Origin of the sequence: Bacillus sp. 007/AIA-02/001 (assembly GCF_004634455.1) — a bacterium.
Classification (GTDB): domain Bacteria; phylum Bacillota; class Bacilli; order Bacillales; family Bacillaceae_G; genus Bacillus_A; species Bacillus_A cereus.
The window spans coordinates 1-17,456 of record NZ_SEIY01000023.1 but is presented as its reverse complement, the minus strand read 5'-3'; the positions used below and the strand labels follow the sequence as shown (position 1 = coordinate 17,456).

Below are 17,456 nucleotides of genomic sequence, written 5' to 3'. Positions count from 1 at the left end.
GATACAGGTGATTGGAATTCAATGGAGGAGAAAAAATGAAAAAAATTGTGGGTAGCATTTTTGTAAGCTCTGTTTTATTAGTGACAGGGTGTAGTGGTGATGATGTAGATGAAGCAGTAAATAAAGCTGATAAGCAGGTAAAAGAAGAGGTTGCGATAGCAACTACAAAAGACCATGAGTATGTACAAAAAATTAAATCCTCTAAGCTTCCTAATTATGATTCAATGGCTATAGAAGAAGCATTTCATAAATTTTTTAAAAACCCTAAATGGAAGTATTTTACGTCAAAGGATAATGAAGAGATAGTTGAGTTTACAGGTAATTGTTTATATCGTGAGCAGGAAGTGAAGGCTAAAGTTCAATTTGTAATAAATAAAGATGATAATACATTCAAATTAAAGGCGCTGGCGTTAAATGACATACAACAGAACGAACTTGAACTAGCTGGAATGTTACATTCTATATATGGTATGACTAATGACAAATTAGAACAGCAGGAAGAACCTCCAAATAATAATAATCAAGAAACTGAGAAACCAGAAGGGTCAGTAAAGGCAGATTCATACTTTGAGGAAGACAAAAACATTGAAGAAGTAGCCCCTCCGAAACCAGAGGGGGTAGTAAAGGCAGACTCGTATTTTGAGGAAAATAGAAATGTTGAGGAAGTAGCTCCCCTGAAACCAGAGGGATCAGTAAAGGCAGACTCGTATTTTGAAGAAGATAGGGGTATTGAGGATATTGATTCGCCAAAACCAGAAGGATCGGTAAAAGCAGATTCATACTTTGAATAGGATGAGGTAAAGCTAGAATGATAATAGTCATTATAATTGCAGTTATAATAGGATATCTTTTTATTTCAAGTCGGGATAGAAAAAGTGCTAAGAATGTGGTCAGTGAAGATATTACTAGTAGGGGAGGCGAGGTAACGGATTGTATAGATTGGCAAAAAGGTTATTATCAATTTATTTTTGATAAAAAGAAAAAGGGTTTTTGGTATGTAACAGGGCAAGAGAAGAGATTTTATGATTATCATGAGATTCTTGGATGTGAAATGCAAATAGATGGTCGAACCACTGTCTCCACGTCAAGAGGTACAAGTATAGGTGGTGCAATTGTAGGTGGAATAATAGGCGGTGGCATAGGAGCAATAATAGGCGGGGTAAGTGGTGAAAGAAAATCTATAGAAGAAAAAAAGGTTTTTTCGGCAAAATTGATTGTTACTGTAAATGACATGGAACGTCCATATATTGAAATTGTAGTAGCAAGCTATTTACTGCCACGGGAACTATATTATGGGGATGAAAAAAATGCTTTGAAATGGATGAAGTTGTTGGAGGTAGCAATGAAACAACCTAATGATGAGAATGCTCAAATAATAACAAATCAATATCCAACTAAAGACTAATGATTTATTTTATGAAAAAATTTATTTATATAAAGATGAAATAGACAAAGCTTTAATTCCGTTAAGTGTTCTTGCAGCACCAAATAAAACGGTTGAGGCTTTGTCTATTATTTTTATCAATGGAAAGGACAATGAGATATGTATATTGCAATATTTGATGAGAAAACACAGGAGTATGACAAAATCGTTAGATGATTTATCAACTATGAGCTACAAGGATGGAGGGTATGAGCATATGGATGCTAAATTTCATAGAGTAATTATTGATAATGAGACGTACTATCGTAAGTATAAGGGCTATAACAACGAATACGAAGAATTGATGGATGAAGAAACATTTGTAGAAAGGCTTATGGATGAGATTGTTACAGAAGAAATTGAAATTAACGAAACCGATGTCAGAATGGCAATTGATAGTGTAGAGAGCTTTTATGATCAACAATTGCTTTTACACTATATCTCATATTTGAAAGAACAAGCTGGATTATAAGGAGGTGAAATGAATGTGGCAGAAAGTAGTTGTACCGGTTGTGATTGCAGTGGCAACTGAGGTTGCGAAAGAAATCATCAAAAATAATAACATGAAATATTAAATCAAAGAGGGTGAAAGGCTTGAAAATATATCCATGCTTACATTGTTATCAACTATGTACTAAATGCACACTTAAAAATATTATCGATATGGTTGAAAAATAAGAGCTATAAATGCAAAGTAAAGCATTTATAGCTTTTTTGTTAGAAGGGAAAGGTGCTGAGATAAAAATAGAAATAGGCAGTTCTTGATCCTATATTAACAAAAAGCATTTAATTAATTGATTTGTAAAATATAAGGGGATTCATCTGAAAATATGGGTAATGGGTTAAATAGACCATATAATAATGCCTTTACATGAGATTATTAGTAATGATAACTTGCTCATTTAGGAAGGCTTTCCTAAATGAGTATTTATTTAAAAGGGTTTGTTTTTTAGAACATGAGAGTATGGAATATGCAGGTTAAGTCCAAAAGTAATGAATTAACAGGTATAGTGTTTAATTTATAAATTAGTAACTGAAATTGATATATTTTTTTGTATAATCCTTGAAAAATAGGGGGAAAGGGGGGATATTAAAAATTAGAGGTGATTATATGAAATATTTAAATATGTCGCAAATTGTGCAACTTAAACTGAAATTGGCGAATCAAGAATGTGACCCAGACCGATTAAATAATACACATTCTACTTTTGTTCGAAATTGTAATAATAAATTAGCGAGTATCGATCTTCAAATAAAGGATTTCAAAACAGGAGAGGGTAACTTTGAATTTACTGTGGAGGCAGCAGAAAAATTAATACAATTAGAAGAATTAAATGTAAAGCAAAGTTTAAGTAAAATGAAAAATGAAAAATATGATGCTGTTAATTCAACATTAATAAAACAATATTTCGATACTTTAGAATCTTTGATTGAATTACATTTTAATGGTAAAAGGAAAGAAATGTATTTATTGAAAATTAATGCATTAAAAATAGAAGTAGAGATAAACAAAGAAAGATATAATATTATTCGTAATTTATTTCTAGAGGATAACAAACAGGAGTATTTGTTAATGTTAGAAAAAGATTTAGCAAAAATAATTGTAGATATTTATTCGGTTAGTAAATATCCTTATTTAACAGAACTGGATAGAGATAGCCTTTTGCATGAGTTATATGTAAATTTAACAGATATTGTTTCAAAACATTCTTCTACTATTAAATTAGCTAATGACTTTAGGCACTCAGAAGACGAGCAATTTAAGGAAATGCCAATTGAGCAAATTATTTTAGAGTATTGAACATAATCTAACTTTTGAAATGAATAAAGATCTCTAATGAGCCCCTGTATTTTAATTTATGTAGACCTGCCTCTACAGTTAAAATACGGGGGTTTTTGTATTAAAATGATTTGGTCATAATTCAATCATTAAAAATGAACAAAGATTGTTAGGACAGTCCGCTGTATTCTAATTTGTGTAGACAATATTCTGCAGGATAAATACAGAAGGGATGTTTAAGATGAAACGAAAAAAGAAACATAATCAAAACGAATTTGCAAAAAAAAATGTTACTAACGATGAAGAATTTCTTTTTGAAGAAGATGGTGACCTTGGATTGGAAGATGAAGAACTCGAGGAAGACGATGGCCTTGGGTCGGAAGATGAAGAGCTCGAAGAAGATGGTGACCTTGGGTTGGAAGATGAAGAACTCGAGGAAGATGGTGACCTTGGATCGGAAGATGAAGAACTCGAAGAAGACGGTGACCTTGGGTTGGAAGATGAAGAACTCGAAGAAGGTGATGGCCTTGGGTCGGAAGATGAAGAACTCGAAGAAGACGGTGACCTTGGGTTGGAAGATGAAGAACTCGAAGAAGACGATGGCCTTGGGTCGGAAGATGAAGAGCTCGAAGAAGATGGTGACCTTGGGTTGGAAGATGAAGAGTTCGAAGAAGATAGTGACCTTGGGTTGGAAGGTGAAGAGCTCGAAGAAGATGGTGCATCTGGGTCAAAGTCAACAAAACAAGTACTCAAAAATGTTGGTCTTACTGTGAGCCCTACAGCCCAAAAAGAATTAGATGAACAGTTAGAAGAATTTCTATCTACAAAAGTAAAAGCATTCTCTAGTGTTGGTAATAGGGGGGCATCTTTTTTAAGTATTGTTAAAGCTGATACAGGCACTAGCATTAGACTGACAAAGGATGCCACTGCAAAATTAAATAATCCAACTCGACTTTCAGTTGGTTTCACAGGAGCATATTTAGTGCTATGTAATGCGGATGAATTAAATGTTTCCAGTTATAAGGGTAGTTTTAAAAATGACCGTACAATTGTTTATAATACGGGTCTTGTAGAAGCTATAATTAAACAATTTAATTTGGATTTCTCTAATAAAACTAGTATTTCATTTAGCGAGGGCTACTATAAACAACAAGGTCGAGTAATTCTATATGTCAAATTAGGTTGTAAGGTGGATTAGATGACATTAAATATTGTAACCAAGAATTATCAATGTAATTCAACAGGTGTATACAAGTGGTTTGAAGATAAAAAAACATGGGGTTGGATAGGTAGAGCAATCTACTTATCCAAATCATACCGAAAAATTGATACAGGTGAGATTTTGTGGGAATTAACATTTTACTGTAATGATGGCTGGCAAAGCGACGTTATAAGTCGAAAAGATGTGACGGAACAAAAATTTAATGTACTTATGGCTAAAGGTGCTGATGTAGCAACTTGGAAAACAAAAGTCATTATTTCTTACTTAATTGAACAAGAATACGAATTATCCATTGATAAAATGCATGAGCAAGTTGGTTGGATGTTAGATGGGAAAAATCATTATTTTAGTCAAAATCAATTAATATCTTTACAAAATCAACCGTCCAAGTATGTAGGGGAATATAACATTTTTCCAAAAGGGACACTTGATGAATGGTTGTTAACGATTAAAAAGTATGTTGTTGGGAATCCATCATTAGAATTAGCGTTAAGTATGGGATTTTCAGCAGTACTGGTTGGGTATATCAATAAGTTTTTGAATATTCATTCAGATTCGTTGATTTTTCACATTTGCGGTAATAGCACAACGGGTAAAACAACAGCAGCGATGGTAGCAGTTTCTGGATTTGGTGATCCTAAAGAAGGTCCAAAATCCCTTATCCAAAGCTTTAATGGTACAGATAACGCTTTGACTAAGGTAATTGCAAATAATAATGGTATGCCTATTGTTTGTGATGAAACTTCATTAACAACAATGGGCACAAAAAAGCTTGTAAATGTCCTTTATACATGGGCAAAAAATTTAGAAAAGGCACGTTTAAATAAAGATAGTGTACAGCGGGCGAGGGCCTCATGGGCAACTACAATTATTACAACTGGAGAAGGTTCTTTAATTGACCAAGTCAATCAGAATGAAGGAATTCGTGCAAGAGTGTTTGAATTCCAAAACATTCAGTGGACAAATGATGCAACTCAAGCCAAGGCTATTAATCATAGCTTATCTAATAATTATGGACAGGCATCAGAAATATTTGTGAAAAAACTTTTAGGTTATACAAAAACATTTATTCAAAAATCATGGGAATATGAAACAGAGCAAATGTCATTAATTTTACCTCGTTCTAAGTTTAATGATCGAATTAGTAAAAAGTTTGCATTGATTATTATGGCTGCTAAATTAATTAACGAAGTATTTGAAATTAACTTAGACATTGAAGCAATTCGTGAGCTATTAGTTCTTCAAGAAAAAGAGTCTCTAGAAGAACGTTTAATTGGTCCAAAGGTTCATGAGATGATGCGAGAGTGGTTATTAAAAAATCAAAAGCATTTCTATATTAATAAAGAGGGGAATCCCGAAAACCAAACGATTTGGGGACGAATTGATATTGATAAGAAAAATAAGAAAACACAAGCTTACATTTTGTCCAGTGATTTTAAAAGGCTGCTATTTGAAAATGGTTTTAGTGATGTAAAGGTTGTATTAAGGGAACTCGATGCAATGGGTGTGCTTATTAAAGAAAAAGATTCAAAACAAAATAAGTATCATACCCGTAGAGTAATCAAAGGTGAAGAAAACACTAAAAATGGTGTGCAAGTATATGGCATTGAATTTGATGGTCGGTTTATTTATCAAACATCAACACCTTTTGAAGTTTCTAAAATATCACGGAAAGGTATAAAGAATTCGTGAGTGAACACTAGATAATTAATATTTACTAATGACAGTTAGCAGAAATTGTGAGGTGTGAATATGACATTCATTGAAATATTAGCAGAGATGTGTGAGTGCTACATTACTAAGGAACTTACAGAAGGAGTAGGAGAAGATGATAAACCAACAGACACTAGAAACAACGAAAAATGATATATTTCAAAATGCAATGATTTCCTCAACCGTCCAAATTAAAAGAGTAGCAATTTATGCTCGTGTATCAACAACAGAACAAGCAGAAGAAGGTTATTCAATAGATGAACAAGAGCGATTGTTGTCTGATTGGTGCACGAATAATGGCTACATCATTCATCAAGTGTATGCGGATCGTGGAATTAGTGGTAAATCAATTAAGAAGCGACCAGCATTAAAGCAAATGTTAAGCGATGCAAGAAATCAGCTTTTCGATATTGTGCTAGTTTGGAAAACTAATCGATTAGCCAGAAATATTTTGGACTTACTAAAAATCGTTGAAGTGTTCAATCAAAATTACATTAGTTTTCGATCATTTACAGAAAACCATGAAACAGAAACGTCATCAGGTAAACTTCAATTTCATATGATGGCGGCTATTGCAGAATTTGAACGCAACACAATTTCTGAAAATGTAAAAATGGGTATGTTAGCAAGGGCAAGGGAAGGTAAGTGGAATGGAGGACAAGTTCTAGGTTACGATTTAGAAGAAATAACGGCTCATGGTAATAAGCGAAAACATACGAAATTAGTTATTAATGAAAAAGAGGCACAAACAGTCCGTAGAATTTTTGAACTTTATATAAGTGGAAATGGTTACAAAGCAATTGCTAACCGTATTAACCAAGAAGGGCATCGTGGTAAAAAAGGCAAGCCCTTCTCGATAAATGCCATTAAGACTATCTTAGAAAATCCAGTGTATATTGGGATAATTCGATACAATGTTAGACGCAACTGGACTGATAAGCGTAGAGGTGATATTAACCCTAATCCCGTTTTTCAAAAAGGTGAACACGATGCCATCATTTCGCAGGTGACTTGGGAGAAGGCGCAACAAATCCTAAAGAAAAGATCACACAAACCAAATCGTGTCCATGGAGGCGCGTTCCCCTTTACAGGTGTACTACGATGCCCAAAATGTGGAGCTGGGATGGTTGTGAGCCGCACGGTCAATAAGCTGAAGGACGGAACAAGGAAAACTATTGAGTATTATGCTTGTGGTGCATGGAAGAACAAAGGGACATCAGTTTGCAACTCTAATACAATTCGTGCGGATAAGGCAGAGGCATACATTTTTGAGCGACTACAGCAACTTGCTACAAATGAGCAACTGATTCAAGACATTGTTGACACTGTGAATGGTAAAAGGTCTAATAACGATGAGCCGATAAAGCGCGAATTTGCAACACTAGCAAAAGAACTCGAACAGCTCCAACGTAAGAAAGAAAGAGCCATGGAGATGTTTGAAGACGATCTCATTACAAAAATAGAGTTGCAGCAACGCTTGAATAAAACCAATGAATTAATCGACCAAGTAGAACTTCGCTTACAACCAATTAAACTACAAATGCAATCGTTAAAGACACATACAATTGATGAAACATTGATTAAAGAAGTCATGGGGAATTTCCATAAAGCATTTAAACAGTCAATTACGCAAGAACAGCAGAAGCATTTGGTAACGTTGCTAATAAAGGAAATAACAATTAATGAAGAACGAAAAATTGATAGTATCCAAATTCAATTTAATAATGCGGTACTGAACTACTTTACTGAAAAAGGTGTGGATAAGTCATCATATGATGACTTATCTGCGCCTTTTTTAATTACATTTAATATATAATGGATATAGATAAGGAGGCGGTATAGTGTCGCAATTTTTAGTAAGGTATCAAACTGACCCATTCCCGTATAATTATTTACCAAATAATTTTGCAGAGGAAGAAATTAAGGGTTTTGGTGAATGGATATATGCTAAACATAGTTCTAATATAAAAAAAAGCATGACCAAAGAAATGAATTCAGAATGGATCACTAGAAACTATTTAAGTGCAAAAATGATTCTTGCTTCAAGTATGATGTTAAACTCATTAAACTATGCTAAAGAAAAAAATTTAAAAATGGCTATTCCTTATTTTTCATATTATGCATTGTTAACAAGTAGTAGAGCGTTTCTATATAGTATTCCATACAATGAGTGGAAAAATGATAAGTTTTTAGAGTTAACGCATAAAAAAGTAATTAAATTAACAAAAGACTATTTAAACCATTTGGATAAAAATTTTGCATTAAATATGGAGAATACATTACAGAATCTCAAAGAATGGAGGGAATTGTTTTCGTATAAGTTCCCCGCAAGTGGAATTACAAATCAAAATGAAGTTAAAACAGATGATTTAATTAGTTTTTGCGGAATACTATGTGAATTAGCCCAGCTAAGTAGTGAACAGTTACAAAAATATATTATAAAAAATTGTATTGGTGATATTGAACAATGGAAAGAGACAACAGATAAATTGAAAGTAGGGTACAATTATAAAACCTTTATTGATAAAGAAGATTGGTACAGAATCGATTATATCAAGAGGAAGCAATATTTTCCAGTAAGTATATATTATACAATGTCTGAGGGAATGGTTGAAGATTATTTTAATTCTTGGATAGAAGATAATGATGCAGAAGATATTTTTAATGATAGTAATATTGATTGGGGAATTATTTTTCCATGTCCATAAACCGCACTTAGATTAGTCACGGTGAACCGTATCATAAGTAATGTATTCTATGTAAAACACTGATATTATCATATTTATTTTATTATGCCTATAATTGGAGGCTATGTGAATGGTAAGTGATCAGACGAGATATTCTAGACTCGCAAATATAACAAAAATAATAAATACGAAATTAGAACTACGTGACGTATTGCAGCGTGTGACAATGGCGATATCAGAGGAAATTGTTAGGTGCGATGCTGTTGGAATTTATTTACCCCAGGAAGATGGAACATTTAGAGGGTTTGCAGGAAAACCAGAGACTATAAATGGCGTAACGCTCGATACTCAAGTAATTGATCCTGAAATAGACTTACTGGCAAAAGAGGTTATTGAAACGAAAAAAACCATCTATATTCCTGATACCTCAAAGGATCATCGACCAGATCCGAGACCGGTTAATGCATTCAAAATTAAGTCCTTATTAGCTCTGCCTATCTCATTTGGGCAAGAGTTATTTGGTCTAGTTTTTTTATTTGATTATGGAATTCCGATGAACTTAACAGATTCAGAAATTCAAAGTGTTGAAGCTTATGTAAATATGGCTGCGGTTGCAATTCAAAACACAAATAATTTAAAACAAAAGGAAAACCTTATTGCTGAGAAGCAGCTGTTACTAAATGTTACACGTGATTTATCAATGTGTTCCTCGATACAGGAGAGTTTTGATAAATGCTTTTTTTACCTAGAACAGATTTTAGAGAGTAAAAATATGACTGCCCATCTTCTAGATCCGCTAGATAAAACAACAATTAAAACAACGAAATTAAGTAAGGGTTGTTATTGGACAGAAGCGGATTGGACAGAGAAAAGCTATGAAGCCAAGATTCAAGAAGTTATTCAAACAAAAAATATAGATAGTAAGGGTCTATTGATGATTCCATTGGTTTCAATTGGAGAAGTATTAGGGGTAATCGTCGTTGGCAAAGAAGGAAAAGCTCACAATTATGATCATTCTCAACTTCAACTAGCAAAATCTATCGTTGATGCCACAGCCCCTACGTTTTCGAATTTGTCATATATGGATCAACTAGAAAGCATAGTGGAAGAGCGAACGAGAGAGCTAGCTGCTGCTAATGAAAAAGTTACAAGTGTGATTGAATGTATTACGGATGGATTTTTTATTTTAAATAATAAATGGGAATTTACGTACGTAAATAAGCACCAATATTTTCCGAAAAGAAAAACAGCAAAAGATGTATTAGGAAAGAATATATGGGATGTTTTCCCGAGTGAAATCGACACAGTTATGTATAAGGAATTTCATCGTGCGATGTCAGAGCGAACTACAGTTCATTTCGAATTTCTTTCTACTGCAGATGAATATTGGCACGAAGTTATTGCATACCCGTATGATGATGGTATTTGTTGTATTTTTAAAAACATAACGGAAAAAAAGAAATATGAACAGGAATTGAAAAGATTATCCAACATAGATTTAATAGGGCAAATGGCAGCAGGTATCAGCCATGAAATTAGAAATCCAATGACAACAGTACTAGGATTTTTACAGTTATTAAAAGAAGAGAATACCTATGAGAAACATAATAAGTACTTTCATTTAATGATTGAAGAACTTAACCGTGCCAATTCTATTATTACTGAATTTCTCTCAATGGGTAATACAAGGAAATCGGATTTGCAGATGTTAGATTTAAATTCAATTATCCACGATATTATTCCTTTAATAAAGATTGATACGTACAATCAAAATAAATATATTCAAGTCGATACAAATGACATTCCAGAATTACTTTTAAATCGTAATGAAATACGGCAATTATTAATGAATCTATATCGTAATGGCTTAGAAGCGATGAATACAGGGAAAGTTCTAACCATTAGCACTTACAAGGAAGGTCAAAATTGTGTGGTGCTTGCAGTGCGGGATCAAGGAAAAGGTATCAGGCCTGAAGTATTAGAGAAACTGGGTACGCCGTTTTACACGACCAAAGATAATGGAACTGGATTGGGGTTAGGTGTATGTTATGCCATTGCTGCCCGCCATAATGCAAAAATAGAAATTCAAACAGGATCGGAAGGCACTACCTTTTTTGTTAAATTTAATTATGAAAATAATAAAAAATAACCTTATTTAGAATAGTTACGATGAACCGTATCATAAATAAATTTATTCTTTGCATATAAAAGGATAAAAAGACCATTGGACAAAAATTACCGATGGTCTTTTAAATATTATTAGATGGTATGTAGATTTCCTAAAATAAGTATGTTTCTATTTCCATAAAAATATGCTGTAATATGAAGAGGAAAAAGTATAAGTAGTTAGAGAAGTGAGGAATTAAAGGTGAAGAAGTTTAAGAAGTTTTACTTGGAGATTACGAGTGTATGTAATCTTGCGTGTAGCTTTTGTCCGCCGACGGAAAGGCAGAAGCAATTCATTTCTGTGGAGGATTTTGCTAAAAGATTAGACCAAATTAAACCTCACACAGACTACATTTATTTGCACGTGAAGGGTGAGCCGTTGCTCCACCCGAAAATAGATCAACTATTAGACTTAAGTCATGAAAAAGGGTTTAAAGTTAATATTACAACGAACGGAACGTTAATTAATAAGAGAAGACATAGGCTGTTAAATAAGCCTGCGTTAAGACAAATGAATTTTTCACTGCATAGTTTTGATGGACATCCAGGTTCGCAAGATAAAGAGGGCTATGTAAGGAGTATACTTTCATTCATTAGGGAAGCGACAAGTCAATCAGATTTAATTGTATCGTTAAGGTTATGGAATTTAACTCAGGATAATAAAACGAATGCTGAAATCCAGAAAAATAGAGAGTTATTATCTATAATTGAAAATGAATTTGATCTATCTTATCAAATTGAAGAGAAGCTTACACCAGGAAAAGGTATAAAAATTGCAGAACGTGTCTTTATTAATCAAGACTATGAATTCCAGTGGCCAGCATTACATGAAGAAGAGGATGATGGGAAAGGATTCTGTCATGGACTTCGTAATCAAGCGGGTATTTTAGCGAATGGAACAGTTATTCCTTGTTGTTTAGATGGTGAAGGGATTATTAACCTTGGGAATATTAATAATGATTCATTTTCTAACATTATCGAAGGTGAAAGAGCAACAAACATTGTCGATGGATTTTCGAAAAGAGTTGCGGTTGAAGAACTTTGCAGGAAATGTGGATATCGCAAACGGTTTGGGAAGTAAATATGAAATAAGCCCTCATAAAGCGAGGGTTTATTTTTTATACTTGATAAGAATGCTCTAATTTATCAATTAATGAACCAACGTAAGAAAAAGCTTTACGGATTGCGTCTGGTTTTGACATATCTACTCCGGCATGTTTCATTGTACCACCAGCGATCAATAGCAGGTTGTCCTTCCTCTTTAATCATTTGAGCTACTGCAGTGGATGCAGTGTGTGCTGCCTTTTTTGTAGTATTTCTAGTAACGATTTACGGAAAGGTTCAAGTTTTGTTTCTTCAGTTAAATATTTTTCAATTGTTCCTTCGCCGAATATGAGGATTTCATTATGAATAAAGGATAGTGCAGTATGTACTTTCGTCCATAAAGCAGAAATTTTGGAAGAGTTCGCTTGAATACTTGGATTTGTACGATCAGTAGATTCTTTTAAATTTGCATATGAGTACAGTTTTGTTAACGTCATTAAAAGTTCTTCTTCTAAAAGTAGGCAATTTAATAAAGTGTGGGAGCTAGTATGTAAATGTCCTTTAAATGAATCAAGTTTCTGTATATCATTTTCCAATGCGTTTAATGCAGTATGCTATTCGGCATCAGAATTATACAAATCGGATAAATCCCATGTTAGTTCAGCAGGTACCTCTGCGCAATTAAGACGATTTTCTATTACATTTTTCAAGTCGTATATACTCCTTCTTAAGACTATCTAAAAATATAATGATAAAAAATTCAGTTAAATTAAAATTTTTTTCATTTTTATATACAAAAAAGAAGGACAAGCATGAAAATACTTGTCCTTCAAGTTAATTTAAGAATTAATATACTTTGTCACCATTGAAAATCGAGTTTTTCACGACAACATAATCTACAGTACGAATAGCATCTAATTTTGTTCCACCAGCGTAAGAGATAGAAGATTGAAGATCTTGTTCCATTTCGATTAACGTATCTTCTAAAGAACCTTTATGCTCAACGAACATTTTCTTACCTTCAACGTTTTTCTTCTCACCCTTTTGGAATTCAGAAGCAGAACCGAAGTATTCTTTATAAAGTTTGCCATCTCTTTCAATTGTTTCCCCTGGAGACTCTTCGTGACCAGCGAATAGAGAACCGATCATGACCATAGTTGCCCCAAATCGAATAGATTTAGCTACGTCGCCGTGTGTACGAATACCACCATCAGCGATAATTGGCTTACTTGCAGCTTTTGCACACCAGCGAAGTGCAGCTAGCTGCCAACCACCAGTTCCGAAGCCTGTTTTAATTTTAGTAATACAAACTTTACCAGGTCCAATACCAACTTTTGTTGCATCGGCACCAGCATTTTCTAATTCTCTTACCGCTTCTGGAGTTCCAACGTTTCCAGCGATAACGAAGCTCTCTGGTAAATGTTTTTTAATATGTTGAATCATGTTGATCACAGCATTAGAATGACCGTGTGCGATATCAATCGTGATATATTCAGGTGTCAGTTGCTCAGCAGCTAATTGTTGTACGAATTCATATTCGTCCTCTTTTACACCAACGCTGATAGAAGCGATTAATCCACGTGATTGCATATCTCTAATGAATGAGATTCGTTTCTCTGGTTGGAAACGATGCATGATATAAAAGTAGTTATTCTCAGCTAAATAAGTTGCAATTCTTTCATCAATAATCGTTTGCATATTTGCAGGTACGACAGGTAATTTAAATTTATGTTTTCCTAAAGTGACAGTTGTATCACATTCAGAGCGGCTATTTACAATACATTTTGCAGGAATTAATTGAATATCTTCATAGTCGAATACGTTTTCCATCGTTTACACCCCTAAAATACGAATATTTTATTTTTATTAATTAAAAATGTTCGTCCATAGGATAATTTACATTATTTTTATTAAGAAGTCAAAGAATTTCTTAACATTTTTTGAAAAAGTAGATTTTATACCTGAAAAACAACGTTAAAAACGAATTTAAAACGTTTTTTTATTTTTATTGTTCGTTTATGAAAAATGTTGAAAAATTAAGATAATTACACAAGGTTGTATGTATTCTTTTTATTTTTTTGGAGTGGATGTAGGATACTATGAAAAGGTTAATGCTAACAATGCAAGCAAAAGATGTTATCAAGTAGTTGAACAATATATGAAATGAAAAGGTTTGTTTCTATATAAAAAGATGAATCTGGCATGATTCACCTTTTTATGTGAGGTTTCAAGTATAATAAGTAGGGTGATAGTAACGTATACAAAAGATAAAAAAGAAAATAATACAGAATAAAATGAGGTTAATATATGAGTAAAAAAAGTTTTTCTGATTATAAATTAAGTAAGGAAATTGTAAGGGCACTTACTGGGTTAGGGTATGATCATCCAACAGAAGTACAAGGTGAGGTTATTCCAGTTGCATTACAAAAGAAGGATCTTGTTGTGAAGTCCCAGACTGGAAGTGGAAAAACAGCTTCATTTGGTATTCCACTTTGTGAAATGGTGGAGTGGGAAGAGAATAAACCACAAGCATTAGTTTTAACACCAACGAGAGAGCTTGCGGTACAGGTAAAAGAAGATATTACAAATATAGGTCGATTCAAAAGGATTAAGGCTGCGGCAGTTTATGGGAAATCTCCATTTGCACGTCAAAAATTAGAATTAAAGCAAAAGACACATATTGTAGTTGGTACTCCTGGTCGTGTGTTGGATCATATTGAGAAGGGTACCCTTTCTTTAGAGTGTTTGAAGTATTTAGTTATTGATGAAGCAGATGAGATGCTAAATATGGGCTTTATCGATCAAGTAGAGGCAATTATTGATGAATTACCTACAAAAAGAATGACGATGTTATTTTCAGCAACACTTCCAGAAGATGTTGAGAAATTGTCTCGTACATATATGAATTCACCAATTCATATTGAAATTAAAGCAGCTGGGATTACGACGGATAAAATTGAACATACTCTTTTTGAGGTGATAGAAGACGAGAAGCTTTCACTACTTAAAGATGTAACAACGATTGAGAATCCTGATAGCTGTATTATTTTCTGTCGTACACAAGAAAATGTAGATCATGTATATAGACAATTAAAACGAGCTAACTATCCTTGTGACAAAATACATGGTGGTATGGTACAAGAAGATCGTTTTGAAGTCATGGATGATTTTAGAAAAGGAAAATTCCGTTATTTAGTAGCCACAGATGTAGCTGCGAGAGGAATTGATATTGATAATATTACACATGTTATTAATTATGATATTCCACTTGAAAAAGAAAGCTATGTACATCGTACTGGAAGAACGGGACGAGCTGGAAATAGTGGAAAAGCTATTACATTTATAACACCATATGAAAATAGATTTTTAGAAGAGATTGAGGAGTATATTGGATTTGAAATTCCAAAGGCAATTGGACCTTCAAAAGAAGAAGTTATGAAAGAGAAAGCTGCATTTGAAGAAAAGATACATGCTAAACCAATTATAAAGAAAGATAAAAATGCAGATATCAACAAAGGCATTATGAAGCTGTACTTTAATGGCGGGAAGAAAAAGAAAATTAGGGCGGTAGATTTCGTCGGTACAATTGCTAAAATTAAAGGTGTTACAGCAGAAGATATAGGTATTATTACGATACAAGATAATGTTTCTTACGTTGAAATATTAAATGGAAAAGGACCACTTGTCTTGAAAGTCATGAAGACTACAACGATTAAAGGGAAACAACTAAAAGTTCATGAAGCAATTAAGTAAATAAAAAACTATCCACTTTAATAGGTGGATAGTTTTTTATTTATGATTCTTTTAAATCATCCACTAGTTGCTCAGCTAAACGTCTATACATATTACTCATAGTCACGAAGGATGTTAGTAGTAGAAATTTTTCTAGCTTTGTATCTTCTAAGGAAGAAATCTCATTTACTTCTGTAACACGGTTATTTACGTCTTGTTTAAAGCTTTCGACATTGCTTTCAGTAAGAGCAAGATAATTTTTGTATAACGTATTTAATTCGAATGAATCATCATTTAATAAGGAGTCATTTATAGTTTCTAATGAACTTTTTATGTCATTAATGGAGAGAGCTCCCTTTAATTGATAAATTAGGCTAATTAAAATCATATGCTCTTTTGAATACTTTTTATTTTTGATAGGGATGAATAGTTTCCCTTTTGCGTAATTATTAATCATCGTTTTTGTTAATACTTTTTCATCATCAGTTCTCGTTGTATCTGCATAAGTATTCTCAAATAGTTGGACAACTTGGTCTACATATAAGTCAACATTTGGAATATCCTCAAGTTTAATGTTTTTTTCTAAATGTAATGTCTTAAGTAATTCATTTATATTTTCCACGTAGAATCCCTCACTTTTATAACTTAGTGGAACTTAATGTTTAATATATCTTTAAATATGGTATTACGAAACAAATGAATTGTAAATGTTGACCTTAAAAAGAAATGTGTATATAATTACATGTAGTTATCAAAACTACATATAATTATATGAGGGGTGTTATTATGAATGCTTATGTAAGGGAACCAGTTAATGCATTTACTCACTTAGGTGGAGCGATATTATCATTTATTGCGTTATTAGCTATGCTTGTGAAAGTTTCTATCAAGATGCCATCATTTGCTGCAATTACAGCTGTTATTTTGTTTGGTATTGGAATGATGGTCCTTTATACGGCGTCAGCTGTATATCATAGTGTTGTGGCCAATGAACGTGTTATATACTTCTTTAGGAAGCTAGATCATTCTATGATTTTTATATTAATTGCAGGTACATATGCACCCTTTTGCTTAATTACATTAAATTCAGCAAGTGGTTTGCTATTATTTTGTTTAGTCTATGCAACTGCGATTTGTGGCATTGTATTTAAAATGTTTTGGTTTAATTGTCCAAGGTGGTTATCGACAGCAATTTATATTACGATGGGTTGGTTAATTGTTTTATTCTTTGCACCGTTAGCTGAGAATTTAAGTACAGGAGGCATTATTTTCTTAGTACTTGGGGGCATTTTTTATACAATTGGTGGATTTATTTATGGAACAAAGCCAAAATGGTTAGAGTTTAAATATATGGGGCATCATGAAATTTTTCATGTTTTTGTATTATTAGGTAGTCTTGCGCATTTTCTAAGTGTATATTGTTACGTAATTTAATAAAAAACGTCACATAATTTTTATTATGTGGCATTTTTTTATTACCTGATTAGAATCGTATATGTTATAAAATTATTATGGGATAAAATGTAAGTTTCTGTGTTCGCATGTTAAACATAGGATAAGAAATATGTGATATACTTTGAGAAGTTTATAATGAATGAAATATGGAGGACTATAATTATGGCAATACTTGTAACAGGTGGAGCAGGATATATTGGTAGTCATACATGTGTAGAATTACTAAATAGCGGT

General features: G+C 33.0%; 16 protein-coding genes and 1 pseudogene. 13 read left to right on the top strand and 4 right to left on the bottom strand.

Going from position 1 to position 17,456, the window contains the following annotated elements; genetic code table 11:
- Positions 1–35 precede the first annotated feature (35 nt).
- The 10 genes from ES895_RS26260 (at position 36) to ES895_RS26215 (ending at position 12,072) form a co-directional block, all read left to right on the top strand.
- A complete protein-coding gene (locus ES895_RS26260) occupies positions 36–791 on the top strand; it encodes a hypothetical protein (protein WP_135238761.1) in 756 nt (251 codons plus the stop codon).
- A gap of 17 nt (positions 792–808) precedes the next feature.
- Positions 809–1,405: a hypothetical protein gene (locus ES895_RS26255; RefSeq protein ID WP_135238760.1), complete on the top strand. Its 597-nt coding sequence runs from the start codon at positions 809–811 to the stop codon at positions 1,403–1,405.
- 175 nt (positions 1,406–1,580) lie between these two features.
- Positions 1,581–1,895 (top strand): hypothetical protein, encoded by a 315-nt coding sequence (locus ES895_RS26250; protein WP_135238759.1) that lies wholly within the window; start codon positions 1,581–1,583, stop codon positions 1,893–1,895.
- Positions 1,896–2,534: 639 nt separating this feature from the next.
- Positions 2,535–3,224, top strand: a complete 690-nt coding sequence (locus tag ES895_RS26245; RefSeq protein ID WP_135238758.1) for a hypothetical protein — start codon at positions 2,535–2,537, stop codon at positions 3,222–3,224.
- A 220-nt stretch (positions 3,225–3,444) separates the two neighbouring features.
- The gene (locus ES895_RS26240; protein ID WP_135238757.1) at positions 3,445–4,401 is read left to right on the top strand and encodes a hypothetical protein; all 957 of its coding nucleotides are present in this window, start codon (positions 3,445–3,447) and stop codon (positions 4,399–4,401) included.
- On the top strand, positions 4,402–6,117 hold the full coding sequence (locus tag ES895_RS26235; RefSeq protein ID WP_135238756.1) for a DUF927 domain-containing protein: 1,716 nt from the start codon (positions 4,402–4,404) through the stop codon (positions 6,115–6,117).
- Between the two features lie 136 nt (positions 6,118–6,253).
- The gene (locus ES895_RS26230; protein ID WP_240690245.1) at positions 6,254–7,954 is read left to right on the top strand and encodes a recombinase family protein; all 1,701 of its coding nucleotides are present in this window, start codon (positions 6,254–6,256) and stop codon (positions 7,952–7,954) included.
- Positions 7,955–7,979: 25 nt separating this feature from the next.
- The gene (locus ES895_RS26225; RefSeq protein WP_135238755.1) at positions 7,980–8,846 is read left to right on the top strand and encodes a hypothetical protein; all 867 of its coding nucleotides are present in this window, start codon (positions 7,980–7,982) and stop codon (positions 8,844–8,846) included.
- A gap of 109 nt (positions 8,847–8,955) precedes the next feature.
- Positions 8,956–10,974 carry a GAF domain-containing sensor histidine kinase gene (locus ES895_RS26220; RefSeq protein WP_061655700.1) on the top strand — a complete coding sequence of 673 codons (2,019 nt, stop codon included), beginning with the start codon at positions 8,956–8,958 and terminating at the stop codon, positions 10,972–10,974.
- A gap of 219 nt (positions 10,975–11,193) precedes the next feature.
- On the top strand, positions 11,194–12,072 hold the full coding sequence (locus ES895_RS26215; protein ID WP_000713633.1) for a radical SAM/SPASM domain-containing protein: 879 nt from the start codon (positions 11,194–11,196) through the stop codon (positions 12,070–12,072).
- 37 nt (positions 12,073–12,109) lie between these two features.
- Here ES895_RS26215 and ES895_RS26210 read toward each other — a convergent pair whose 3' ends face one another.
- The 3 genes and pseudogenes from ES895_RS26210 to guaC form a co-directional block, all read right to left on the bottom strand.
- Positions 12,110–12,214: an oligoendopeptidase F gene (locus ES895_RS26210; RefSeq protein ID WP_193418558.1), complete on the bottom strand. Its 105-nt coding sequence runs from the start codon at positions 12,212–12,214 to the stop codon at positions 12,110–12,112.
- 60 nt (positions 12,215–12,274) lie between these two features.
- A pseudogene (locus ES895_RS26205) lies at positions 12,275–12,745 on the bottom strand (oligoendopeptidase F); the annotation flags it as partial.
- Between the two features lie 136 nt (positions 12,746–12,881).
- Positions 12,882–13,865, bottom strand: coding sequence for a GMP reductase (gene guaC, locus ES895_RS26200; protein WP_000432447.1), 984 nt, complete (start codon positions 13,863–13,865; stop codon positions 12,882–12,884).
- A gap of 477 nt (positions 13,866–14,342) precedes the next feature.
- Here guaC and ES895_RS26195 point away from each other — a divergent pair, with 477 nt between their 5' ends.
- A complete protein-coding gene (locus ES895_RS26195) occupies positions 14,343–15,788 on the top strand; it encodes a DEAD/DEAH box helicase (RefSeq protein WP_000039343.1) in 1,446 nt (481 codons plus the stop codon).
- Between the two features lie 40 nt (positions 15,789–15,828).
- Here the strand turns inward: ES895_RS26195 and ES895_RS26190 are convergent, their stop codons facing one another.
- Entirely contained in the window at positions 15,829–16,389 is a 561-nt protein-coding gene (locus tag ES895_RS26190) for a DUF1836 domain-containing protein (RefSeq protein ID WP_000427884.1), read from the bottom strand.
- Between the two features lie 164 nt (positions 16,390–16,553).
- On the opposite strand from ES895_RS26190, the gene trhA reads away from it, so the two are divergent.
- Both trhA and ES895_RS26180 read left to right on the top strand, forming a co-directional pair.
- Positions 16,554–17,201: a PAQR family membrane homeostasis protein TrhA gene (trhA, locus tag ES895_RS26185; RefSeq protein ID WP_000995363.1), complete on the top strand. Its 648-nt coding sequence runs from the start codon at positions 16,554–16,556 to the stop codon at positions 17,199–17,201.
- Positions 17,202–17,384: 183 nt separating this feature from the next.
- Positions 17,385–17,456: NAD-dependent epimerase/dehydratase family protein (locus tag ES895_RS26180; protein ID WP_135238493.1), on the top strand; the 72-nt coding region annotated here is incomplete at its 3' end.

What these genes read in the sequence shown, in the direction of transcription:
- ES895_RS26195 (WP_000039343.1), top strand. Translation starts at nt 14,343, where the DNA reads ATGAGTAAAAAAAGTTTTTCTGATTATAAATTAAGTAAGGAAATTGTA.
- trhA (WP_000995363.1), top strand. Translation starts at nt 16,554, where the DNA reads ATGAATGCTTATGTAAGGGAACCAGTTAATGCATTTACTCACTTAGGT.
- ES895_RS26250 (WP_135238759.1), top strand. Translation starts at nt 1,581, where the DNA reads ATGACAAAATCGTTAGATGATTTATCAACTATGAGCTACAAGGATGGA.
- ES895_RS26220 (WP_061655700.1), top strand. Translation starts at nt 8,956, where the DNA reads ATGGTAAGTGATCAGACGAGATATTCTAGACTCGCAAATATAACAAAA.
- ES895_RS26255 (WP_135238760.1), top strand. Translation starts at nt 809, where the DNA reads ATGATAATAGTCATTATAATTGCAGTTATAATAGGATATCTTTTTATT.
- ES895_RS26245 (WP_135238758.1), top strand. Translation starts at nt 2,535, where the DNA reads ATGAAATATTTAAATATGTCGCAAATTGTGCAACTTAAACTGAAATTG.
- ES895_RS26210 (WP_193418558.1), bottom strand. Translation starts at nt 12,214, where the DNA reads ATGAAACATGCCGGAGTAGATATGTCAAAACCAGACGCAATCCGTAAA.
- ES895_RS26235 (WP_135238756.1), top strand. Translation starts at nt 4,402, where the DNA reads ATGACATTAAATATTGTAACCAAGAATTATCAATGTAATTCAACAGGT.
- ES895_RS26260 (WP_135238761.1), top strand. Translation starts at nt 36, where the DNA reads ATGAAAAAAATTGTGGGTAGCATTTTTGTAAGCTCTGTTTTATTAGTG.
- guaC (WP_000432447.1), bottom strand. Translation starts at nt 13,865, where the DNA reads ATGGAAAACGTATTCGACTATGAAGATATTCAATTAATTCCTGCAAAA.
- ES895_RS26240 (WP_135238757.1), top strand. Translation starts at nt 3,445, where the DNA reads ATGAAACGAAAAAAGAAACATAATCAAAACGAATTTGCAAAAAAAAAT.
- ES895_RS26230 (WP_240690245.1), top strand. Translation starts at nt 6,254, where the DNA reads ATGATAAACCAACAGACACTAGAAACAACGAAAAATGATATATTTCAA.